The sequence below is a fragment of the Klebsiella sp. GN_Kp190 genome (genome assembly GCF_040061795.1).
Taxonomy (GTDB): domain Bacteria; phylum Pseudomonadota; class Gammaproteobacteria; order Enterobacterales; family Enterobacteriaceae; genus Klebsiella; species Klebsiella michiganensis.
Genome location: NZ_JBEAFN010000014.1, coordinates 62,804 through 85,051 on the forward strand (window position 1 = coordinate 62,804; position 22,248 = coordinate 85,051).

The window sequence follows — 22,248 nt, forward strand, 5'->3', positions numbered from 1 at the left end:
CGGGGGAGGGTTGGCTTAAAACGCGTTTTGCTGCAGGTAGCGCCAGGCGTACTGCGCGTACAGTTCAGCGCCGCTTTTCATCACCTGCTCGTCGATATTAAAGCAGCCGTGATGGTGCGCGTAGTCGCTGCCTTTCTCTTTATTGCCCGAGCCGAGCAGCGCAAAGGCGCCGGGGATATTTTGCATATAAAAACTAAAATCTTCTCCGCCGGTGGTCGGTTTTTCATTGAAAAGGACGCCATCGCCGAACGCGTCGCGGATAACCGACTGCGCCAGCAGCGCGCTGTGCTCTTCGTTGATCACCGGTAGCGTACCGTAGCAGTAGTCAACCTGAGCGGTCGCCCCATATACCGCGGCGGTATGCTCGGCATAGCGGGTAATGGCCGTTTCCAGGCGCTGGCGCGCTTCCAGGCTGAAGCAGCGCACGGTACCGTCAAGAACGGCGTTTTCGGCAATGACGTTAAAGCGCGTGCCGACATCCATTTTGCCGATGGTGACTACCGCGGACTCCAGCGGGGAGGTTTCTCGCGCCACAATAGCCTGCAGATTCATCACGAAAGCGGAAGCGACCACCGCCGCATCGACGCAGGCCTCCGGCATCGAACCGTGGCCGCCGCGGCCGCGGAAGGTCACTTTCAGCAAATCGGCTGAGGCAAAGGAGGAACCGACGTTGCAGGAGATTTTTCCGGACGGCGTGCCGGACCAGATATGCATCCCGAAAACGTTATCCACGTTATCGATAGCCCCCTGCTGAATCATCGCCTTCGCCCCTTCGGCAATCTCTTCCGCAGGCTGAAAGATCAGCCGGACGTTGCCCGCCAGCTGCTCGCGGACGTCATATAACGCACGGGCGGCGGTCAGCAGCATGGCGGTATGGGCGTCATGGCCGCAGGCGTGCATTTTCCCGGGAGTTTGTGATTTATAGTCGAGCGGGTCGTTCAGCTCCACCACCGGTAACGCATCCATATCGGCGCGCAGAGCCACGGTTTTACCCGGCTGGCCGCCGGCGATGTCGGCGATGATTCCGGTGGGATGCGTCCGGCGGTAAGGGATACCGATGGCCTCCAGTCCGGCGGCGACGCGATCCGTGGTGCGCTTCTCCTCCCAGGGAAGTTCCGGATGGGCGTGCAGGTCGCGACGAAAAGCGATCATCGCCTGTTCTTCTCTGGCGATAATCGCGGTGATGTCAGGGTTAATCATCAATGGCTCCATCATTTGCTAAAAATTCAACGTGCTCAGCCGACAGCGGGGGTCAGATAGCCGACCAGAATTCCGGCTAACACCACCGACACCATGGTGACGGAGACGAATCCGCCGACCAGCATCGGGCCCAGCATATGGTGGGTCAGCATCTGGCGCTCTTTTTCATCGTGGGTGAGGGCGTTGATGGCCTCGTTGGTAATAATATAGTCGGCGGGGAAACCGTACAGCGCGGTCAATGAGATGGCGAAAGCCATCGGGCCGCTGACGCCAAGCAGTTTCCCGACCAGCCAGGAGACAACAAACATCCCGATCGCCGCCGTGGCGATTAACACCACCATCGGGAAAAGCAGGCGCAGCAGCATCTCCGGCGTGGCTTTGTTTAAGGTATCAAAGATAAATAGCATCAATGCCATAATGGCGAAGCCAAAGCCGTTCGCCTTATGCAGCATATGCTTTTCAAGAAAGCCTAACGAGGTAAACACCACGCCAAAAAACAGGCACAGCACGAAGGGGCTGATATTCACGATCGGCTTCGCGAGGTCGGCGACAAGCCAGGCCAGACAGCCGACCAGCGCCAGCCGCAGGAATTTAAAGTAGTTGCTGTTGTAGCTAACGGGGATTTTACTGAACAGGCGCGGCATTTTCTCCTCGCCAACGGTGAGCATCGCGTGCTCATCGGTGATGTCATCGGGTCGGTGCTCGCCGCTGCGGTAGCGGGCAAGCAGCGTTTTACCTTCGCGCTGCAGCATGATGGCGGTGAGCGGATATCCGGCAAACCCCTGCATCACGTAAATCAAAATGGCAAAAACCGACAGGTCGACCAGGCCGGCGCTGCTCGCGCCCTGCGACATAATCAGCGATGAGACGATACCGCCGACCAGCGGAGGAATGGTGACCAGCGCGGTGTTGCGGTCGAACAGCGCCAGGCTCACCGCAAAGACCGCCGCCGCGATCCCGGCAATGCCGGCGAGGGAGATGACCACGGTCTTCCACTGCTGCGCCAGCTCTTTTAGCGACAGCAGGGTGCCCATATTGGTGATTAACAGATACATCAGCATTATGGCAACCGGCGTGCCGATTCCGGCCCGGCTGATAATATCTGCCGGGAAAAATGTCCAGTACCCGATTAAAAACAGGACCGCACAGACAAATACGGAGGGAATCCAGGCTTTTGTGCGGGTTGAAACAACGTCGCCGATATAAAGAATTAAAATAATAATCGACAGTGCGACCATCTGAGACATAAATAACTTCCATATTATTAATCCCATATATATTTATATGAGATGGGTTGATGTTGTGTTATCTGGTAAACGCTGGAACGGACAGTCAATATCATCGCCGGCGTAATAATTTATATTTTAAAGGCAATGATATCCCGAACAATAAATAGAAAGCGCGCGCCTTGTCAATTTATATGGGCAGAGAGAGTGGGATTTCAGAATAAAAAGTATCGATAGCTGAGGATATTAAAAGTTGATATAAGAAAAATCGTAGCGCGGTATATCCGTTAAATTAATCCACTCCAGCTATCCGTGATCCCTACCAATATTGCTTGCTAGCGCGCTATTGGTAATTCTGCCGCTAACGCATAATAATGTGTTCACTGAAATTATCTGGCCTGCGGGCCGAGGGGTTAGAAGGATGAAACCATTTCGTTTGGCGGCGCTATCTCTGGCGCTACTTACCGCACTATCGTTGACCGCCTGTGACGACAGCGGCAAACCGCAGGCGGTCGCGTCGGCGCCATCCGCGGCGGCAGATAGCGCGCCCGCGAAGCCGGACAGCGCCCAGCTGGCGGCGCTGGCTGAAAAAAGCAAAGGCAAAGCGTTAACGCTGCTGGATGCTTCTGAAGTTCAGCTCGACGGCGCGGCGACGCTGGTGTTGACCTTCTCTATTCCTCTGCAGCCGGATCAGGATTTCTCCCGCAGCGTGCATCTGGTCGACAAAAAAAGCGGCAAAGTCGATGGAGCATGGGAGCTGGCGCCCAACCTTAAAGAGCTGCGTCTACGTCATCTTGAGCCAAAACGCGAGCTGATCGTTTCGCTCGACCCCACCCTGACCGCGCTGAATAAAGCGACCTTAGACAGCAGCGTTGAAAAAACCATTACCACCCGCGATATCGCCCCGAGCATCGGCTTTGCCAGCCGCGGCTCGCTGCTGCCGGGGAAAGTGGTGGCCGGACTGCCGGTGATGGCGCTGAATGTCGATAACATCGACGTCAATTTTTTCCGCATCAAACCTGAATCGCTCTCCGCCTTCGTCAGCCAATGGGAATACCGCAATTCCCTGAGCAACTGGGAGTCGGACGAGCTGCTGAAGATGGCCGATCTGGTCTACACCGGCCGTTTTGACCTTAACCCGGCGCGCAATACGCGCGAAAAACTGCTGCTGCCGCTGGCGGATATCAAGCCGTTGCAGGAGCCGGGCGTCTATATCGCGGTGATGAACCAGGCGGGCCGCTACAGCTATAGCAACGCCGCGACGCTGTTCACCCTCAGCGATATCGGCGTATCCGCGCACCGCTACCACAACCGGCTGGATGTCTTTACCCAGAGCCTGGAGAACGGCGCGGCGCAGTCCGGTATCGATGTGCAGCTGCTGAACGCCAAAGGGCAAACCCTGGCGCAGGCGAAGAGCGACGCTCAGGGGCACGTGACGCTGCAAACGGACAAAGAAGCGGCGCTGCTGCTGGCGCGTAAGGACGGGCAAACCACTCTGCTGGATCTCAAACTTCCGGCGCTGGACCTGGCTGAATTTTCCATCGCCGGCGCGCCGGGCTTCAGCAAGCAGCTATTTATGTTTGGCCCACGGGATCTCTATCGTCCGGGCGAAACGGTTATTCTCAACGCGCTACTGCGCGATAGTGACGGTAAACCGCTCCCCGAGCAGCCGGTGAAGCTGGAAGTCGTGCAGCCGGATGGCCAGGTTATTCGTTCGACGGTCAGCAAACCGGTTAACGGCCTGTATCAGTTGACTTATCCGCTCGATAGCGGCGCGGCGACCGGGATGTGGCACATTCGCGCCAGCACCGGCGACAACCAGCCGCGCGAGTGGGATTTTCACGTTGAAGATTTTATGCCTGAGCGCATGGCGCTGAATCTCACGGCGCAAAATGCCCCGGTTTCGCCGGCTGCGGATGTCAGCTTTGCCGTGAGCGGGGCGTATCTGTACGGCGCGCCGGCCAGCGGCAACTCGCTGCAGGGTAAACTGTTCCTGCGTCCGCTGCGCGATGCGGTGCCTGCGCTGCCGGGCTTCCAGTTTGGCGACATTGCCGAAGAGAACCTTTCCCGCAGCCTGGATGAAGTGCAGACCACCCTGGACGATCGCGGACATGCGGAAGTCACCGCCGCCAGCCAGTGGCAGGAGAGCCGCTCGCCGCTGCAGGTGATCCTGCAGGCCAGCCTGCTGGAGTCCGGCGGCAGACCGGTCACGCGCACCGTCAGGCAGCCGATCTGGCCGGCCGAAACGCTGCCGGGTATCCGACCGGAATTTGCCCTGAAAGAGGTTTACGACTATCGCACCGACAGCACTATCAAGCAGCCGGTGGTGGATGAAAACGGCACCGCCGCGTTTGAGATTGTGTATGCCGACGCCAAAGGTGAGAAGAAAGCGGTCTCCGGGCTGCAGGTTCGGTTGATTCGCGAACGCCGCGACTACTACTGGAACTGGTCCGAGAGCGAAGGCTGGCAGTCGCAGTTCGATCAAAAAGATCTTCAGGAAGGCGAGGAGTCGCTGGATATTTCAGCCGGACAAACGGCGAAAGTGAGCTTCCCGGTCGAGTGGGGTTCTTATCGCCTGGAAGTTAAAGGGCCGGATGATGCGGTCAGCAGCGCGCGCTTCTGGGCCGGATACAGCTGGCAGGATAACAGCGATGGCCAGGGGGCGGCGCGTCCGGATCGCGTCACCATGAAGCTGGACAAACCGGCCTATAAACCGGGCGATACGATCAAGCTGCATATCGCCGCTCCGGCAGCCGGTAAAGGCTACGCGCTGGTGGAATCAAGCGAAGGGCCGCTGTGGTGGCAGGAGATTGACGTCCCGGCGGAAGGGATGGAGCTATCGATCCCGGTGGATAAAGCGTGGAATCGTCACGACCTCTACCTCAGCACCCTGGTGATTCGTCCGGGGGATAAATCCCAGTCCGCGACGCCAAAACGGGCGGTGGGTCTGCTGCATCTGCCGCTTGGCGATGAAAATCGCCGTCTGAACCTGACGCTGGAAGCGCCGGATAAAATGCGCCCCAACCAGCCGCTGAAGGTCAACGTTAAGGCCAGCGTCAAAGAAGGCGAGACGCCGAAACAGGTTAACGTGCTGCTCTCCGCCGTCGATAGCGGCGTACTCAATATCACCGACTATGCAACGCCGGATCCGTGGAACGCCTTCTTTGGCCAGAAACGCTACGGCGCCGATATTTACGATATCTATGGTCAGGTGATCGAAGGGCAGGGGAGACTCGCCAGCCTGCGCTTCGGCGGCGACGGTGATGAACTCAAACGCGGCGGCAAACCGCCGGTTAATCACGTGACGATTATCGCTCAGCAGGCGCAGCCGGTGGTGCTGGATGAGAAAGGCGAAGGGACGGTGACTTTGCCGATTGGCGACTTTAACGGCGAACTGCGGGTTATGGCCCAGGCGTGGAGCGCAGAGGATTTTGGCAGCAGCGAAGGAAAAACGATCGTGGCGGCGCCGGTTATTGCCGAGCTGAATATGCCGCGCTTCCTCGCCAGCGGAGATACCACTCGCCTGGCGCTGGATCTCAGCAATCTGACCGATAAGCCGCAGACCCTCAACGTTGCGCTGGCCGCCAGCGGTCTGCTGCAGCTTGAAGGGGGAGAAATACCGCCGGTGCATCTGGCTCCCGGCGCGCGCAGCACCCTGTTTGTGCCGGTTCGCGCGCAGCAAGGCTTTGGCGATGGTCAGGTGAATGCCACCATCAGCGGCCTGAACCTGCCGGGTGAAACCTTCGCGCCGATGCAGAAGCAGTGGCAGCTGGGCGTGCGTCCGGCTTTCCCGGCGCAAACCGTGAATTCCGGCGCTGTCCTCCAGCCGGGTGAAAGCTGGCAGGCTCCGGCGGCGCAAAGCGAGGGCTTCTCGCCGGCCACGTTGCAGGGGCAGCTGGTGTTCAGCGGTAAGCCGCCGCTGAACCTGGCGCGCTATATACGCGACCTGAAGGCCTATCCTTACGGCTGCCTGGAGCAGACCACCAGCGGGCTGTTCCCGTCGCTCTATACCAACGCCGCCCAGCTTAAAGCCCTGGGGATCGGCGGCGATAGCGATGAAAAGCGACGCGCGGCGGTGGATATCGGCATTTCTCGTCTGCTGCAGATGCAGCGCGATGATGGCGGTTTCGCCCTGTGGGATAAAGAAGGGCCGGAGGAGTACTGGTTGAGCGCCTACGCGATGGACTTCCTCGTCCGGGCGGGCGAGCAGGGCTACAGCGTACCAACGAACGCCGTCAATAACGGCAACCAGCGCCTGCTGCGTTATTTACAGGAGCCGGGGCTGATGACCGTCCGCTATAGCGATGATGCCCAGGCCAGCCGCTTTGCCGCTCAGGCCTACGCCGCGCTGGTACTGGCCCGGCAGCAGAAAGCGCCGCTCGGCGCGCTGCGCGAAATCTGGAGCCGTCACGACCAGGCGCGTTCCGGTCTGCCGCTGCTGCAGCTGGGCGTGGCCCTGAAATTGATGGGCGATGCGCCGCGCGGCGACGAAGCCCTGAAGCTGGCGCTGACGACGCCGCGGCAGGACGCGAATCGCTGGCTCGGCGATTACGGCAGCGAGCTGCGCGACGATGCGCTGAAGCTGGCGCTGCTGGAGGAGAACAAACTGCTGCCGGAAGCGCAAAATACGCTGCTCAGCCATCTGGCGGACGAAGCCTACGGCCAGCGCTGGCTCTCGACGCAGGAGAGTAACGCCCTGTTCCTGGCCGGGCGTACGCTGCAGGATCTCCCCGGCAGCTGGCAGGCGCAAACCTCCGTGCAGGCCGAACCGCTCTCCGGCGAGAAAGCGCAAACCCGCAACCTGACCGGCGACCAGCTGGCGGCCTTGCAGGTGACCAATACCGGCCAGCAGCCGCTGTGGCTCCGTCTCGACAGCAGCGGCTATCCGCAGAACGCGCCGCAGCCGGGGGGCAACGTGCTTGGCATTGAACGGCAAATTTTCGATACCCAGGGCCAGCAGAAATCGCTCTCTTCGCTGCGCAGCGGCGAACTGGTGCTGGTGAAGCTGGAAGTGACGGCTAAGCGTAACGTCCCGGACGCGCTGGTGGTGGATTTACTCCCGGCGGGGCTGGAGCTGGAAAACCAGAATCTGGCCAACAGCAGCGCCAGCCTGCAGGAGAACGGCGAGGTGGTGCAGAATCTGCTTAACCAGATGCAGCAGGCCGATATTCAGCACATTGAGTTTCGCGACGATCGCTTCGTCGCCGCGGTGGCTATCAATGAAGGCCAGCCGGTGACGCTGGTTTATCTGGCGCGCGCGGTGACGCCGGGCACCTATCAGGTACCGCAGCCGCAGGTCGAGTCAATGTACGTGCCGCAGTGGCGGGCAACCGGCGCGGCCAGCGGACCGCTCACCGTTGTACCCTAAATGCGGGCACTGAAGCGCATTAAACGCCGCTGGCGCTGGCTGGCGGCGTTTATTTTTTTGCTGTGGCTGCTGCTGCTGGCCGCCGATCGCCTGTGGCCGCTGCCGCTGCGCGAGGTGACGCCTGCCCGAGTGGTGGTGGCGGAAGACGGGACGCCGCTGTGGCGTTTCGCCGACGCGCAGGGCGTCTGGCGCTATCCGGTGACCCTGGCTGACGTTTCGCCGCGCTATTTACAGGCGCTGATCCAGTATGAAGATCGCTGGTTCTGGGATCACCCCGGCGTTAATCCGTTCTCGATCGTTCGCGCTGCCTGGCAGGATCTCACTTCCGGGCGGGTGATCTCCGGGGGCAGCACCCTGACCATGCAGGTGGCGCGCCTGCTCGATCCGCATCCCCGAACCTTCGGCGGCAAGCTGCGTCAGCTATGGCGCGCGCTGCAGCTGGAGTGGCATCTGTCAAAAAGCGAGATCCTCACGCTCTACCTCAACCGGGCGCCGTTCGGCGGTACGCTGCAGGGGATCGGCGCAGCCAGCTGGGCCTATCTCGGTAAACCGCCCGCGCAGCTTAGCTATGGCGAAGCGGCGCTGCTGGCGGTACTGCCGCAGGCGCCGAGCAGGCTGCGTCCGGATCGCTGGCCGGAGCGAGCGCAGGCGGCGCGCGATAAAGTGCTGCTGCGGATGGAAAATCAGGGCGTGTGGCCGGCGCAGCCGGTACGAGAAGCTATCGAAGAGCCCGTCTGGCTCTTTCCGCGGCAGATGCCGCAGCTGGCGCCGCTTTTTGCCCGCCGCGCGCTGGCGAGCAGCCGCGCAGAGAAGGTGGTAACGACGCTGGATGCCGGACTGCAGCGGCAGCTGGAAGACCTGGCGCTGAACTGGAAATCGCGCCTGCCGCCGCGCAGCTCTTTAGCGATGATTGTAGTTGACCATACCAATATGAAGGTGCGCGGTTGGGTAGGGTCGGTGGATATCAACGATGATAGCCGCTTTGGTCATATTGATATGGTCTCGGCGATCCGCTCCCCGGGCTCGGTTCTGAAACCGTTTGTTTATGGTATGGCGCTGGATGAGGGGCTGATCCATCCGGCTTCGTTGTTACAGGATGTGCCGCGACGGTTTAGCGACTACCGGCCGGGGAATTTTGACAGCGGTTTTCACGGGCCGGTGAGCGCCAGCGACGCGCTGGTTCGCTCGCTGAACCTTCCGGCAGTGCAGGTGCTGGAGGCCTACGGGCCGAAGCGTTTTGCCGCCAGGCTACGCAATGCCGGATTGCCGCTGATGCTGCCCGCCGGCGCGGAGCCGAATCTGTCGCTGATCCTCGGCGGAGGCGGCGCGCGTCTGGCGGATATCGTGGCGGCGTACAGCGCGTTTGCCCGCCATGGTAAGGCGGGACAATTGCGCATCACGCCAGACTCACCGCTGGTTGAGAGGCCGCTGCTGTCGCCGGGCGCCGCGTGGATCGTGCGGCGCATACTGGCCGGCGAAGCGCAGCCGGTGCCCGATGCGTCGCTGGTGCAGGTGGTGCCGCTGGCGTGGAAAACCGGAACCAGCTACGGCTACCGCGATGCCTGGGCGATCGGCGTGAACGCCCGCTATCTGATAGGTATCTGGACCGGGCGACCCGACGGCACGCCGGTCGTCGGGCAGTTTGGCTTCGCCAGCGCGGTGCCGCTGCTGAACCAGGTGAATAATATGCTGCTGGCGCGCCCGGCGATGAGCCGCGGCGGATTGCCTGCCGACCCTCGCCCGTCGTCGGTCAGCGCCGGGACGGTTTGCTGGCCCGGCGGGCAGAATTTACCCGCGGGCGACGCGAACTGCCGCCGACGGCTGGCCACCTGGCTGCTCGATGAGAGCCAGCCGCCGACCCTGCTGCTGCCCGGCCAGGAAGGTATCCGCGGGATTCGCTTCCCGGTGTGGCTGAATGAGAAAGGGCTGCGGGTGGCGGCAGATTGCCCCGGCGCGGTAGAGAAAAGCCTCGACGTCTGGCCGCTGCCGCTTGAACCCTGGCTACCCGCAGGCGAACGGCGTCGCGTCAGGCTGCCTGCGGTTTCGGCGGCGTGTCCGCCGGTGCAAACCGCTGATGCCGCTCCGCTGGTGCTCTCCGGTCTTCGTGAAGGCGCGGTGGTTAAACGGCTGCCCGGCGAGCAAAAGGTGATGCTGCCGCTGCAAACGACCGGCGGGGAAGGGCGCCGCTGGTGGTTTCTTAACGGTGAGCCTCTGTCGGCGGAAGGCGCCAGCGCGACCCTTAACATCGATCGCCCTGACCGTTATCAGCTGGTGGTGATGGACGAGGCGGGGCAAATTGTTGCCGCGAACTTCACCGTGCAATAAACGTAACGTGCCTTAATTGGCGGGATTTGTTGTTTAAGGTCGCTTTTTTTTAAAAAAATGTTACCTAAACACATAGGCAATCGCCTTAGATGATGATTATAATTCGCGCCGTATTTATCGGTCTCATCTGCTCATCTGCAAAACAGAACAACATATATAAAGAGGTTATCATGGCTATTGAACGTACTTTTTCCATCATCAAACCAAACGCGGTGGCAAAAAACGTTATTGGCGGCATCTTTTCTCGCTTTGAAGCTGCAGGGTTCAAAATTGTTGGCACCAAAATGCTGCATCTGACCGTTGAGCAGGCTCGCGGCTTCTATGCTGAGCACGAAGGTCGCCCGTTCTTTGACGGTCTGGTTGAATTCATGACTTCCGGCCCGATCGTGGTTTCCGTGCTGGAAGGCGAAAATGCGGTTCAGCGTCATCGTGACCTGCTGGGCGCAACCAACCCGGCGAACGCGCTGGCGGGTACCCTGCGCGCAGACTACGCTGACAGCTTCACCGAGAACGGCACCCACGGTTCCGATTCCGTTGAATCCGCTGCGCGCGAGATCGCGTTTTTCTTTGCTGAAGGCGAGGTTTGTCCGCGCACCCGCTAATCTCCCGCGTCTTTCACGCCACCGCTTTGTTGGCTTCATTCGCGCACCCCGGTCACATAGTTATCTATGCTCCCGGGATTTGCGAATTCGCCGCCTCGCCGTGACGTAAAATACTTTGGAGATACCCATCCTCGTCGTCTTTTCGACTATCGCGGTGTTGGCTGCGCGCGTTCACCCCGGTCGCTTATCTTTGCTCCCGGGGCTTCGCTTGCTTACCGCCTTGCGACAATCGAAAATCCTTAGAGGATCTGCCAGGCAGTTACAGATTTTTTCATCATTGCTGCGTGCAAACGTGGTATTGATGGACCAGAATTTGTAGAATACAGCGCCCCGGATGAGCAGTCGCTCCCGGGGCGTTTCTTTTTTCAACCCTCCAGGGGCCATAACGTGTAATAACGAGGCCGGAATCAATTATGTCTGAACAAATAGTCACACCTGATAGCGCCGCTCTGACGGTGCCGAACAAAGATGCCAAAATCAACCTGCTGGATTTGAATCGTCAGCAGCTGCGCGAGTTTTTCAAAAACATGGGCGAAAAGCCTTTCCGCGCCGATCAGGTGATGAAATGGATGTATCACTACTGCTGCGATAACTTTGATGAGATGACCGATATCAACAAAGTTCTGCGCGGCAAATTAAAGGAAGTCGCGGAGATTCGCGCCCCGGAAGTCGTTGAAGAGCAGCGCTCCAGCGACGGTACCATTAAGTGGGCGATTGCCGTTGGCGATCAGCGCGTCGAAACCGTGTATATCCCGGAAGACGATCGCGCCACCCTGTGCGTTTCTTCCCAGGTGGGCTGCGCGCTGGAGTGTAAATTCTGCTCTACGGCCCAGCAGGGCTTTAACCGCAACCTGCGGGTTTCGGAAATTATCGGCCAGGTCTGGCGCGCGGCGAAAATCGTCGGCGCGGTGAAGACCACCGGCGTACGTCCGATTACCAACGTGGTGATGATGGGGATGGGCGAGCCGCTGCTGAACCTGACTAACGTGGTGCCGGCCATGGAGATCATGCTCGACGACTTCGGCTTTGGTCTCTCTAAACGTCGCGTCACGCTCTCCACTTCCGGCGTGGTGCCGGCGCTCGATAAGCTTGGCGATATGATTGACGTCGCGCTGGCCATCTCTCTGCACGCGCCGAACGATACCATTCGTGATGAAATCGTGCCGATCAACAAGAAATACAATATTGAGACCTTCCTGAACTCGGTGCGTGGCTATATTTCGAAGTCCAACGCCAACCAGGGACGCGTCACTATCGAATACGTCATGCTGGATCACGTCAACGACGGCACCGAGCATGCGCACGAGCTGGCCGCGCTGCTGAAAGATACGCCGTGCAAGATCAACCTGATCCCATGGAACCCCTTCCCGGGCGCGCCGTATGGCCGTAGCTCCAACAGCCGTATCGACCGTTTCTCCAAGGTGTTAATGGAGTATGGTTTCACCACGATCGTGCGTAAAACCCGCGGCGACGATATTGATGCCGCCTGCGGTCAGCTGGCCGGCGACGTTATCGACCGTACCAAGCGTACGCTGCGTAAACGTATGCAGGGCGAAGCCATCGACGTGAAGGCGGTCTGATAATCAATGATGCAGCGCACAGCCCTGGCGGTGCGCTGCATATTTATGTGGAATCGCCGGGCGAAATACGCTGTTGTGGTTAATAATTACGGTGCGTTTTTGTCGACTTTGAGGCAGTATGTAGCGGTACAACAACCGCTTAGCATTCAATATTGATAAGTCTCTGTGATACCAGGTCATACGGACTTATACTGTTTGTCTGACGTTGAGCAGATGTCTCGCGGCGCGGGGTCACCGGCGCTGAATTTTAAATTTCACGTACCAGTAGTTGTAGCGAATGAATACTGAAGCCACTCAAGACCATCAAGAAGCAAACACCACGGGCGCGCGTCTGCGTAATGCCCGCGAACAACTCGGGCTCAGCCAGCAGGCGGTGGCTGAACGCTTATGCCTGAAGGTTTCCACGGTTCGTGATATTGAAGACGATAAGGCACCCGCCGATCTTGCTTCAACCTTCCTGCGCGGCTATATCCGCTCTTATGCCCGCCTTGTGCACATTCCTGAAGAAGAGCTGCTGCCGATGATGGCCAAGCAGGCTCCGATCCGGGCGGCGAAAGTTGCCCCCATGCAGAGCTTCTCGCTGGGTAAACGCCGTAAAAAGCGCGACGGCTGGCTAATGAGCTTTACCTGGCTGGTGCTGTTCGTGGTGATTGGCCTCAGCGGCGCCTGGTGGTGGCAGGACCACAAAGCGCAGCAGGACGAGATCTCCACGATGGCCGATCAATCCTCCGCCGAACTGAATGCGGGCGATAGCAACAGCCAAAGCATCCCTCTGGATAATCAATCGGCGAATTCTGCACCGGATACCGCCGCCAACAGCGCGCCTGTAGAAACGTCTCCGGCGCCAGCGGCGTCGACTCCGGCCCCGGCTCCGGCCGAGAATAACGCCGTTGTCGCGCCTTCTCAGGCCAACGTCGATACGGCGGCAGCGCCGGCAACTTCGCCGTTACCGACCGACCAGGCAAACGTGACCGCTGCGGCGGCCTCCGCCCAGGATCTGGTGCTGAATTTTACCGCCGACTGCTGGCTGGAAGTGAGCGATGCGACCGGTAAAAAGCTGTTCAGCGGTTTACAGCGTAAAGGCGGTAACCTCAATCTGAGCGGCCAGGCGCCTTATAAGCTGAAAATCGGTGCCCCGGCGGCGGTACAGATACAGTATCTGGGTAAACCAGTCGATTTGAGTCGTTTTATCAGAACTAACCAGGTTGCACGTCTGACCCTCAATGCCGAACAATCACCGGCGCAGTAACAGACGGGTAACGCGGGAGATTTTTCATGCATAACCAGGCTCCGATTCAACGTAGAAAATCAAAGCGAATTTACGTTGGGAATGTGCCGATTGGCGATGGCGCTCCCATCGCCGTACAGTCGATGACAAACACGCGCACCACCGATGTGGCGGCGACGGTAAATCAAATTAAAGCCCTTGAGCGCGTTGGCGCGGATATCGTGCGCGTTTCGGTACCAACGATGGATGCGGCGGAAGCGTTCAAGCTTATCAAACAGCAGGTTAGCGTACCGCTGGTTGCCGATATCCACTTCGATTACCGCATTGCCCTGAAGGTAGCGGAATACGGCGTTGATTGCCTGCGCATTAACCCGGGCAATATCGGCAACGAAGAGCGTATCCGCATGGTGGTGGACTGCGCTCGCGATAAAAACATCCCTATCCGTATCGGGGTGAATGCCGGTTCTCTGGAAAAAGATCTCCAGGAAAAATACGGTGAACCCACCCCGCAGGCGCTGCTGGAATCGGCAATGCGCCATGTCGATCACCTCGATCGTCTTAACTTCGATCAGTTTAAAGTCAGCGTGAAAGCTTCCGATGTGTTCCTGGCGGTTGAATCCTACCGCCTGCTGGCGAAACAGATCGATCAGCCTCTGCACCTCGGGATCACCGAAGCGGGCGGGGCGCGCAGCGGCGCGGTGAAGTCCGCGATCGGCCTCGGCCTGCTGCTGTCTGAAGGGATCGGCGATACGCTGCGCGTCTCCCTGGCGGCGGATCCGGTTGAAGAGATCAAAGTGGGCTTCGATATTCTCAAGTCGCTGCGCATTCGCTCTCGCGGGATCAACTTCATTGCCTGCCCGACATGTTCACGTCAGGAGTTTGACGTTATCGGTACCGTTAACGCGCTGGAGCAGCGGCTGGAAGATATCATTACGCCGATGGATATTTCGATCATTGGCTGCGTGGTAAACGGTCCCGGCGAGGCGCTGGTTTCCACCCTCGGCGTGACCGGCGGCAACAAGAAAAGCGGCCTGTACGAAGACGGCGTACGTAAAGACAGACTGGATAACGACGATATGATCGATCAGCTGGAAGCGCGTATTCGCGCTAAAGCATCGATGCTTGATGAGGCGCGTCGCATCGATATTCAGCAGGTTGAAGCGAAATAACGTGTTGGGAAGCGATACGCTTCCCGTGTATGATTGAACCTGCGGGCGCGAGGCGCCGGGGTTCATTTTTGTATATATAAAGAGAATAAACGTGGCAAAGAACATTCAAGCCATCCGTGGCATGAACGATTATCTGCCGGGCGAAACCGCTCTCTGGCAGCGCATTGAAGGCTCACTGAAGCAGGTGCTTGGTAGCTACGGTTACAGCGAAATCCGTTTGCCGATTGTAGAGCAGACCCCGTTATTCAAACGCGCTATCGGCGAAGTGACCGACGTGGTTGAAAAAGAGATGTACACCTTTGAGGACCGTAACGGCGATAGCCTGACTCTGCGTCCGGAGGGTACCGCTGGCTGCGTACGCGCCGGCATCGAACATGGTCTCCTGTACAATCAAGAACAGCGCCTGTGGTATATCGGGCCGATGTTCCGCCACGAACGTCCGCAAAAAGGGCGTTATCGCCAGTTCCACCAGATTGGCGCGGAAGCGTTCGGCCTGCAGGGGCCGGATATTGATGCCGAGCTGATTATGCTGACCGCCCGCTGGTGGCGCGAGCTGGGCATCTCCAGCCACGTTGCGCTGGAGCTGAACTCTATCGGTTCGCTGGAGGCTCGCGCTAACTATCGCGACGCGCTGGTGGCCTATCTTGAGCAGTATAAAGATAAGCTGGACGAAGATTGCAAACGCCGCATGTACACTAACCCGCTGCGCGTGCTGGATTCTAAAAACCCGGACGTCCAGGCGCTGCTGAACGACGCCCCGACGCTGGGCGACTATCTTGATGAAGAGTCCAAAGCGCATTTTGCGGGACTTTGCGCGCTGCTGGATGATGCCGGTATCCGCTATACCGTGAATCAGCGTCTGGTGCGCGGTCTCGACTATTACAACCGCACCGTGTTTGAGTGGGTCACCACCAGCCTCGGTTCCCAGGGCACCGTCTGCGCCGGTGGCCGTTACGATGGTCTGGTTGAGCAGCTTGGCGGTCGCGCAACCCCTGGCGTCGGCTTTGCGATGGGGCTGGAACGTCTTGTTTTACTGGTTCAGGCAGTGAATCCGGAATTTAAAGCCGATCCTGTTGTCGATATATACCTGGTAGCCTCCGGAACTGACACCCAGTCCGCAGCAATGCGTCTGGCTGAACAGGTACGCGATGCGTTACCCGGCGTTAAGCTGATGACCAACCACGGCGGCGGCAACTTTAAGAAGCAGTTTGCGCGCGCTGATAAATGGGGCGCTCGCGTTGCGCTGGTGCTGGGCGAGTCAGAAATCGCTGACGGAAACGTGGTAGTGAAAGATTTACGCTCAGGAGAGCAAACTACCGTAACGCAGGATAGCGTTGCCGCGCATTTGCGCACACTTCTGGGTTAATCTCCCGGGAATCATTAGTCAGGAGAAGGACTGCGTGGAACTTTACAATAACGAAAACGATCAGGTCGACGCGCTGAAGCGTTTCTTTGCTGAAAATGGCAAGGCGCTGGCCGTTGGGGTGATTTTGGGTGTTGGCGCGCTGGTTGGCTGGCGCTACTGGACCTCCCATCAGTTGGATACCGCCAGAGGCTCGTCTCTGGCTTATGAAAATGCGATTTCCGCCCTCAAATCGGATAAACCAGAAGCGCTGAACGCTGCGCAGAAATTTGCCGCCGACAGCAAAAACACCTATGGTGCGTTTGCTTCTCTTGAGCTGGCGCAGCAGTTTGTTGAGAAAAACGACCTGCAGAACGCTGAAAAGCAGCTTCAGCAGGGGCTTACGGCCGCTTCTGATGATAACCTGAAATCGGTTATCAATATGCGTCTTGCTCGCGTCCAGCTGCAGCTTAAGCAGCCTGATGCCGCGCTGAAAACCCTGGATGCCGTGAAAGGCGAAGGCTGGACCGCGATTGTCGCTGACCTGCGCGGCGAGATCCTGCTGAGCAAAGGCGATAAGCAAGGGGCGAAAGCAGCATGGGAAGCGGGCGCGAAAAGCGATGCCTCACCGGCGCTCAGCGAAATGATGCGTATGAAAATAAATAATTTGTCCATCTGAGAGGGACTCGATGCAATTGCGTAAATTACTTCTGCCAGGGCTGCTTTCCGTTACCTTATTGAGCGGCTGTTCGCTGTTTAACAGCGAAGAAGATGTGGTGAAAATGTCGCCACTGCCGACGGTGGAAAACCAGTTTACGCCGTCCACCTCCTGGAGCACCTCCGTTGGCGGCGGTATTGGCGAATTCTACTCTAACCTGCACCCGGCTTTTGCTGATGGCGTCGTGTATGCCGCCGATCGTAAAGGTACCGTTAAAGCCCTTAATTCAGGCGACGGCAAAGAGGTGTGGTCGGTTAATCTGGCAGAGAAAGACGGCTGGTTCTCCCGCGCGCCTGCGCTGCTCTCCGGCGGCGTGACCGTCTCCGGCGGCCACGTTTATATCGGTAGCGAAAAAGCGAAAGTTTATGCGCTGAACACCAGCGACGGCACCGTCGCGTGGGAAGCGAGCGTGGCGGGTGAAGCGATTTCTCGTCCGGTCGTCAGCGACGGTATGGTGCTGATTCATACCACTAACGGTCAGCTTCAGGCGCTGAACGAAGCCGATGGCGCGGTGAAATGGACCGTTAACCTTGATATGCCAGCGCTCTCCCTGCGCGGCGAATCCGCTCCGGCTACCGCCTACGGCGCAGCTATTGTAGGCGGCGACAACGGTCGCGTCAGCGCGGTGCTGATGCAGCAGGGCCAGATGATTTGGCAGCAGCGTATCTCTACCGCGACCGGTCCGACGGAAATCGACCGTCTTAACGACGTCGACACGACGCCGGTTATCGTGAACGGCGTGATTTACGCGCTGGCCTACAACGGCAACCTGACGGCGCTGGATCTGCGCAGCGGCCAGATTATGTGGAAACGCGAGCTGGGTTCAGTGAACGATTTCATTGTCGACGGCAACCGTATTTACCTGGTTGACCAGAATGACCGTCTGCTGGCGCTCACCACCGACGGCGGCGTGACGCTGTGGACGCAAAGCGATCTGCTGCACCGTCTGCTGACGGCGCCTGTGCTGTATAATGGCAATCTGGTTGTTGGCGATAGCGAAGGCTATATGCACTGGGTCAACCCTGAAGATGGTCACTTTGTGGCTCAGCAGAAGGTGGACAGCTCAGGCTTCCTGACCGATCCGGTTGTTGCTGACGGCAAACTACTGATTCAGGCGAAAGACGGCACGCTGTACGCGATTACGCGTTAACAACAGCGGTAGTCTATTTTTGAGAAACGGCCCCTGGCAGACAGGGGCCGTTTTGGCTTTTTTAAAAACGCCGTGAAAACGGGCGTTGTATCGATTTTTGTATGAGGCATTTAACATGATACCTGTGGTCGCGCTTGTCGGGCGCCCTAACGTTGGAAAATCCACGCTCTTTAACCGCTTAACGCGCACTCGCGATGCGTTGGTCGCGGATTTCCCGGGGCTGACTCGTGACCGTAAGTACGGTCGTGCTGAAGTGGAAGGCCGCGAATTTATCTGTATCGATACCGGCGGGATCGACGGTACCGAAGATGGCGTAGAAACGCGAATGGCGGAACAGTCGCTGCTGGCGATTGAAGAAGCGGACGTGGTGCTGTTTATGGTCGATGCGCGTGCGGGCCTGATGCCGGCGGATTCGGCAATTGCGAAACATCTGCGCTCCCGTGAGAAACCGACTTTCCTGGTGGCAAACAAAACTGACGGTATCGATGCCGATCAGGCGATTGCCGATTTTTGGTCGCTGGGGTTAGGCGAGATTTATCCTATCGCCGCTTCCCATGGCCGCGGCGTCACCAGCCTGCTCGAGCACGTGCTGCTGCCGTGGGTTGACGAAGTGAACCCGCCGGAAGAAGTGGACGAAGACGCGGCATACTGGGCGCAGTTCGAAGCCGAGCAGAACGGCGAAGCGCTTGAAGAGCCGGAAGATGATTTTAACCCGCAGGATCTGCCGATTAAGCTGGCGATTGTGGGCCGCCCGAACGTGGGTAAATCAACGCTCACCAACCGTATCCTGGGTGAAGATCGTGTGGTGGTTTACGATATGCCGGGAACCACTCGCGACAGCATCTACATCCCGATGCAGCGCGATGAGCGTGAATACGTCCTTATCGATACCGCAGGCGTGCGCAAGCGCGGAAAAATTACCGATGTCGTCGAAAAATTCTCGGTGATCAAAACGCTGCAGGCGATTGAAGACGCCAACGTGGTGCTGCTGGTGATTGATGCGCGCGAAGGGATTTCCGATCAGGATCTCTCCCTGCTGGGCTTTATCCTCAACAGCGGTCGTTCGCTGGTGATTGTCGTCAATAAATGGGACGGCCTGAGCCAGGAAGTAAAAGAGCAGGTGAAAGAGACCCTGGACTTCCGTCTGGGCTTTATCGACTTTGCCCGCGTGCACTTTATCTCCGCGCTGCACGGCAGCGGCGTAGGCAATCTGTTTGAATCCGTGCGCGAGGCGTACGACAGCGCAACCCGTCGCGTGGGTACCGCTATGCTGACCCGCATCATGACCATGGCTGCTGAAGACCATCAGCCGCCGCTGGTGCGCGGCCGTCGCGTGAAGCTGAAATATGCCCACGCCGGTGGTTATAACCCGCCGATCGTGGTTATTCACGGTAACCAGGTTAAAGATCTGCCGGATTCTTATAAACGCTACCTGATGAACTACTTCCGTAAATCGCTGGAAGTGATGGGCACGCCGATTCGTATTCAGTTCAAGGAAGGGGAAAACCCGTTTGCCAACAAACGCAATACCCTGACGCCGAACCAGATGCGTAAGCGTAAGCGCTTGATTAAGCACATCAAGAAAAGCAAATAAGCTATCCGCCAGCATCAAAAACCTAAAGCCCGCATCCGCCGGGCTTTTTTATTATCGCCATTGTACATGCGCAGAATAATAATAAACTCGCTTGAGGCCGGGTTATAAATGTGAGAAAAACCAGGGAGGATAAATATTTTTGTGACAATGAGGTCAGAATGAAAAGCCTTTTAACTCTCCTGATGCTGTTTCTTATTCCCATAGCCTGTGCCGCTGAATCACAACCGATTGAACCGCGCGTTAAGCCTGCTTATCCCGCGAAAGCCGAAAAAAAAGGGATACCGGGTCAGGTTAAAGCGCAATTTGACGTTGATGAGAATGGGAGGGTGACTCACGTTCGGTTATTAAGCTCAGATCCTTCCGGAATGTTTGATAATGAAGTCAGGGCCGCAATGGAAAAATGGCGATACATCAAAGGGAAGCCTTCCAGCAATAACATCATTACCATTCATTTCAAGCCGGGGCCGCCTTGCGTAGAGGTGCCAGCGCCAAACCAGCCCGGCAGTATTCAAAGCAGCGGCGTTCCTTTTCGCTAAAGTAGAACGCAGGTAAATGAGCGTAGGGAGAATCGTGTCAAACGATGGGGGCAGGGATATGAAAAAAACAATAGTGATGGTCGGTTTGGTTATTTTAGCCAGCAGCTGTACGCCGTTTCATCCTTCTGACTGCCATAAAACATCAGCGCTTGGGAGCTGTAGCTCCGGACGCTTCAGCGATGACGATAAATATGGCAAACAGGCGAGAGCGATAAAAGAGTCTATTGATTCCCGGTTATCCAATCGCTACGGCTGGACGGGGAAAAAATGCAGAATACATCTGAGATTTAGCGATGAGGGGAAACTGAATAGCGTGACAACGAGTGAAGGTCATAAAGCCTATTGTGCCGCGCTGGTTGATGCCGCTAAACGGGCCACTTTTCCGCCGTTTACCGATAAGCAGGTCTATGATGCTTTTGCTCAGTCCCGATTCAGTATGCAGGGTGAATAAAATTAAAGGCGGCGGACCGCCTGGGGGCGAATAACCTGCTGGAGGATAATGACTGGCAGCAGCCACAGATTGTGCAACCGTGATAAAATAAAGCGATATACCCCTCGTCAGGAGTCACCATGGAATTTGATTGCCCCGTGTGCCATGCGCAGCTTGCTGTGCAGGGCAATAGCGCCCGCTGCGAGCGTTGTGCGAAAGAGTATGTTGTCGAAGCCCGCTGCCCGGACTGCCACAAGCCGCTGGAGGTGTTAAAAGCCTGCGGCGCGGTGGATTATTTTTGCCAGAATGGCCACGGGCTGATTTCGAAAAAACGCGTCGAGTTTGTGCCGATTTAATCTTTATCGCTGACGCAGCCTTCGCCGTCGCGCCAGAGTTCAACCAGTGAATCTGGCGCACGATCCTCCGGAATGAGAATAATCAGGCTGTGGTAGTGCTGCTCGCTGACGATCTGGATGCGAAAAAAACGCTGGTCGCCCCGTCCAGGCGAGTCGGGCTGGCCCGGCGGCTTGCCCAGCGGTAGCGACTGTTGGAGAATCGTCGCGATCCGCTGCTTCTGTTGCTCGTTGAGCTTCGCCACGACGATCTTACGCATCCCGCTGAGCGCCGGGATCCAGGCAACGCCACCCTCGCGTGCCAGCTCAATCACCGCGTCATCGCTAAGATCGGCAAGCTTCATAGCACCACTCCGACCCGCACCCAGGCCTGAGTAATCGCCTCTGCGGTCTCTTTGCCAGAGCGTTTCTCGCCGTGGTGAATCGTCAGTCTGGCAAAGGCTGAGAAATCGGCGTCTTTCGCCAGAGATTGATCGCACACCGCGTCGTACCAGGCGTATCCCGCTTTCTCCCATGCAAAACCGCCGAGGGCGCTGGCGGCGAGATAAAAGGCGTGATTAGGAATGCCGGAGTTGATATGCACGCCGCCGTTATCCTGCTGGGTATGAACAAAATCTTTCATATGGGCGGGTTGCGGATCTTTGCCAAGGACAGGGTCATCGTATGCGGTACCCGGCTGCGACATTGAGCGCAGACCTTTGCCGTGGATGCCTTTCGCGAGTAGCCCCTCGCCAATGATCCAGTCCGCTTTGTCTGCCGTCTGCTGGCGCTGATACTGTTTGACCAGCGAACCGAAAACATCCGAAAGCGATTCGTTCAGCGCGCCGGATTGTTCGAAATAGATCAGACCGGCTTCGCTCTCCGTCACGCCGTGGCTTAGTTCGTGCGCCACCACGTCAATGGCGATAGTAAAACGATTAAAAATCTCGCCATCCCCGTCGCCAAACACCATTTGTTGGCCGTTCCAGAATGCGTTTTGATATTCGTGACCATAGTGGACGCTGCCGGTGAGCTTCAATCCGCGGTTATCCAGCGAATCGCGCTGGTAGCTCTTCCAGAAAAAATCATGGGTGATGCCGAGATAGTCATAGGCTTCATCAACGGCAACGTCGCCGTTGGAGGGCTGTCCCTCAAAACGGACCTGAGTACCCGGTAGATCCTGGGTCTGCCCGGCATCATAAATATCGCGTTCAAGCAGGCCCGGCGTGGTGACGTGGGGCGCGGCAGGACGCCCCGGAACGTGCGCCATCAGGGTCTGAACGTGGCTGAGGGTATTCTGCGCGCAGCGCTGCTGCTGAAGGGAACCGCGATCGACAATGCGGCGTAAAATGTAGGGCGGAATCACATAACGAGGATAAGCATCTGGCATATCACGCTCCTTAGCCGGATAGAACCGTTTAAAAAGGGCATGACAGCAGTATAGTTAT

General features: G+C 57.9%; 17 protein-coding genes. 13 read left to right on the forward strand and 4 right to left on the reverse strand.

Features of this window, described 5'->3' with window-relative positions; genetic code table 11:
- Positions 1-15 precede the first annotated feature (15 nt).
- On the reverse strand, positions 16-1,200 hold the full coding sequence (locus ABLU67_RS11600) for a M20 family metallopeptidase (RefSeq protein ID WP_049101698.1): 1,185 nt from the start codon (positions 1,198-1,200) through the stop codon (positions 16-18).
- A 35-nt stretch (positions 1,201-1,235) separates the two neighbouring features.
- On the reverse strand, positions 1,236-2,447 hold the full coding sequence (locus ABLU67_RS11605) for a hypothetical protein (RefSeq protein WP_049101696.1): 1,212 nt from the start codon (positions 2,445-2,447) through the stop codon (positions 1,236-1,238).
- 400 nt (positions 2,448-2,847) lie between these two features.
- Between ABLU67_RS11605 and ABLU67_RS11610 the strand changes: the two genes are divergently transcribed.
- The 13 genes from ABLU67_RS11610 (at position 2,848) to ABLU67_RS11670 (ending at position 20,824) form a co-directional block, all read left to right on the forward strand.
- Positions 2,848-7,794, forward strand: coding sequence for an alpha-2-macroglobulin (locus tag ABLU67_RS11610; RefSeq protein WP_049101695.1), 4,947 nt, complete (start codon positions 2,848-2,850; stop codon positions 7,792-7,794).
- A complete protein-coding gene (gene pbpC, locus ABLU67_RS11615; RefSeq protein ID WP_064375079.1) occupies positions 7,795-10,119 on the forward strand; it encodes a peptidoglycan glycosyltransferase PbpC in 2,325 nt (774 codons plus the stop codon).
- A gap of 170 nt (positions 10,120-10,289) precedes the next feature.
- Entirely contained in the window at positions 10,290-10,721 is a 432-nt protein-coding gene (gene ndk, locus ABLU67_RS11620) for a nucleoside-diphosphate kinase (RefSeq protein WP_004114414.1), read from the forward strand.
- A 413-nt stretch (positions 10,722-11,134) separates the two neighbouring features.
- Entirely contained in the window at positions 11,135-12,301 is a 1,167-nt protein-coding gene (locus ABLU67_RS11625; RefSeq protein ID WP_004123586.1) for a bifunctional tRNA (adenosine(37)-C2)-methyltransferase TrmG/ribosomal RNA large subunit methyltransferase RlmN, read from the forward strand.
- A 277-nt stretch (positions 12,302-12,578) separates the two neighbouring features.
- On the forward strand, positions 12,579-13,550 hold the full coding sequence (gene rodZ, locus ABLU67_RS11630) for a cytoskeleton protein RodZ (protein WP_025106603.1): 972 nt from the start codon (positions 12,579-12,581) through the stop codon (positions 13,548-13,550).
- A gap of 26 nt (positions 13,551-13,576) precedes the next feature.
- Positions 13,577-14,698: a flavodoxin-dependent (E)-4-hydroxy-3-methylbut-2-enyl-diphosphate synthase gene (gene ispG / locus ABLU67_RS11635; RefSeq protein ID WP_004104485.1), complete on the forward strand. Its 1,122-nt coding sequence runs from the start codon at positions 13,577-13,579 to the stop codon at positions 14,696-14,698.
- 91 nt (positions 14,699-14,789) lie between these two features.
- Complete coding sequence (gene hisS, locus ABLU67_RS11640; protein ID WP_025106604.1) at positions 14,790-16,064, forward strand: histidine--tRNA ligase; 1,275 nt, start codon at positions 14,790-14,792, stop codon at positions 16,062-16,064.
- A 34-nt stretch (positions 16,065-16,098) separates the two neighbouring features.
- Positions 16,099-16,719, forward strand: a complete 621-nt coding sequence (locus tag ABLU67_RS11645; protein ID WP_025106605.1) for a YfgM family protein — start codon at positions 16,099-16,101, stop codon at positions 16,717-16,719.
- Between the two features lie 10 nt (positions 16,720-16,729).
- Entirely contained in the window at positions 16,730-17,908 is a 1,179-nt protein-coding gene (gene bamB, locus ABLU67_RS11650; protein ID WP_004104478.1) for an outer membrane protein assembly factor BamB, read from the forward strand.
- Between the two features lie 115 nt (positions 17,909-18,023).
- Positions 18,024-19,502 carry a ribosome biogenesis GTPase Der gene (der, locus tag ABLU67_RS11655; RefSeq protein ID WP_014230361.1) on the forward strand — a complete coding sequence of 493 codons (1,479 nt, stop codon included), beginning with the start codon at positions 18,024-18,026 and terminating at the stop codon, positions 19,500-19,502.
- 158 nt (positions 19,503-19,660) lie between these two features.
- The gene (locus tag ABLU67_RS11660) at positions 19,661-20,038 is read left to right on the forward strand and encodes a TonB family protein (protein WP_025106606.1); all 378 of its coding nucleotides are present in this window, start codon (positions 19,661-19,663) and stop codon (positions 20,036-20,038) included.
- Positions 20,039-20,096: 58 nt separating this feature from the next.
- Positions 20,097-20,489, forward strand: a complete 393-nt coding sequence (locus ABLU67_RS11665) for a cell envelope integrity TolA C-terminal domain-containing protein (protein WP_048260601.1) — start codon at positions 20,097-20,099, stop codon at positions 20,487-20,489.
- Between the two features lie 119 nt (positions 20,490-20,608).
- Positions 20,609-20,824, forward strand: a complete 216-nt coding sequence (locus tag ABLU67_RS11670; protein ID WP_004853184.1) for a zinc ribbon domain-containing protein — start codon at positions 20,609-20,611, stop codon at positions 20,822-20,824.
- Here ABLU67_RS11670 and ABLU67_RS11675 read toward each other — a convergent pair.
- Both ABLU67_RS11675 and ABLU67_RS11680 read right to left on the reverse strand, forming a co-directional pair.
- The gene (locus tag ABLU67_RS11675; RefSeq protein ID WP_064375076.1) at positions 20,821-21,165 is read right to left on the reverse strand and encodes a protealysin inhibitor emfourin; all 345 of its coding nucleotides are present in this window, start codon (positions 21,163-21,165) and stop codon (positions 20,821-20,823) included. The genes ABLU67_RS11670 and ABLU67_RS11675 overlap by 4 nt on opposite strands.
- Positions 21,162-22,190, reverse strand: a complete 1,029-nt coding sequence (locus ABLU67_RS11680) for a M4 family metallopeptidase (protein WP_224293067.1) — start codon at positions 22,188-22,190, stop codon at positions 21,162-21,164. The genes ABLU67_RS11675 and ABLU67_RS11680 overlap by 4 nt, the downstream gene beginning before the upstream one ends.
- Positions 22,191-22,248: the final 58 nt, after the last annotated feature.

What these genes read in the sequence shown, in the direction of transcription:
- ABLU67_RS11610 (WP_049101695.1), top strand. Translation starts at nt 2,848, where the DNA reads ATGAAACCATTTCGTTTGGCGGCGCTATCTCTGGCGCTACTTACCGCA.
- ABLU67_RS11680 (WP_224293067.1), bottom strand. Translation starts at nt 22,190, where the DNA reads ATGCCAGATGCTTATCCTCGTTATGTGATTCCGCCCTACATTTTACGC.
- ABLU67_RS11665 (WP_048260601.1), top strand. Translation starts at nt 20,097, where the DNA reads ATGAAAAAAACAATAGTGATGGTCGGTTTGGTTATTTTAGCCAGCAGC.
- pbpC (WP_064375079.1), top strand. Translation starts at nt 7,795, where the DNA reads ATGCGGGCACTGAAGCGCATTAAACGCCGCTGGCGCTGGCTGGCGGCG.
- ABLU67_RS11625 (WP_004123586.1), top strand. Translation starts at nt 11,135, where the DNA reads ATGTCTGAACAAATAGTCACACCTGATAGCGCCGCTCTGACGGTGCCG.
- ABLU67_RS11660 (WP_025106606.1), top strand. Translation starts at nt 19,661, where the DNA reads ATGAAAAGCCTTTTAACTCTCCTGATGCTGTTTCTTATTCCCATAGCC.
- ABLU67_RS11605 (WP_049101696.1), bottom strand. Translation starts at nt 2,447, where the DNA reads ATGTCTCAGATGGTCGCACTGTCGATTATTATTTTAATTCTTTATATC.
- bamB (WP_004104478.1), top strand. Translation starts at nt 16,730, where the DNA reads ATGCAATTGCGTAAATTACTTCTGCCAGGGCTGCTTTCCGTTACCTTA.
- ndk (WP_004114414.1), top strand. Translation starts at nt 10,290, where the DNA reads ATGGCTATTGAACGTACTTTTTCCATCATCAAACCAAACGCGGTGGCA.
- ABLU67_RS11675 (WP_064375076.1), bottom strand. Translation starts at nt 21,165, where the DNA reads ATGAAGCTTGCCGATCTTAGCGATGACGCGGTGATTGAGCTGGCACGC.
- ABLU67_RS11600 (WP_049101698.1), bottom strand. Translation starts at nt 1,200, where the DNA reads ATGATTAACCCTGACATCACCGCGATTATCGCCAGAGAAGAACAGGCG.
- ispG (WP_004104485.1), top strand. Translation starts at nt 13,577, where the DNA reads ATGCATAACCAGGCTCCGATTCAACGTAGAAAATCAAAGCGAATTTAC.
- ABLU67_RS11670 (WP_004853184.1), top strand. Translation starts at nt 20,609, where the DNA reads ATGGAATTTGATTGCCCCGTGTGCCATGCGCAGCTTGCTGTGCAGGGC.
- der (WP_014230361.1), top strand. Translation starts at nt 18,024, where the DNA reads ATGATACCTGTGGTCGCGCTTGTCGGGCGCCCTAACGTTGGAAAATCC.
- rodZ (WP_025106603.1), top strand. Translation starts at nt 12,579, where the DNA reads ATGAATACTGAAGCCACTCAAGACCATCAAGAAGCAAACACCACGGGC.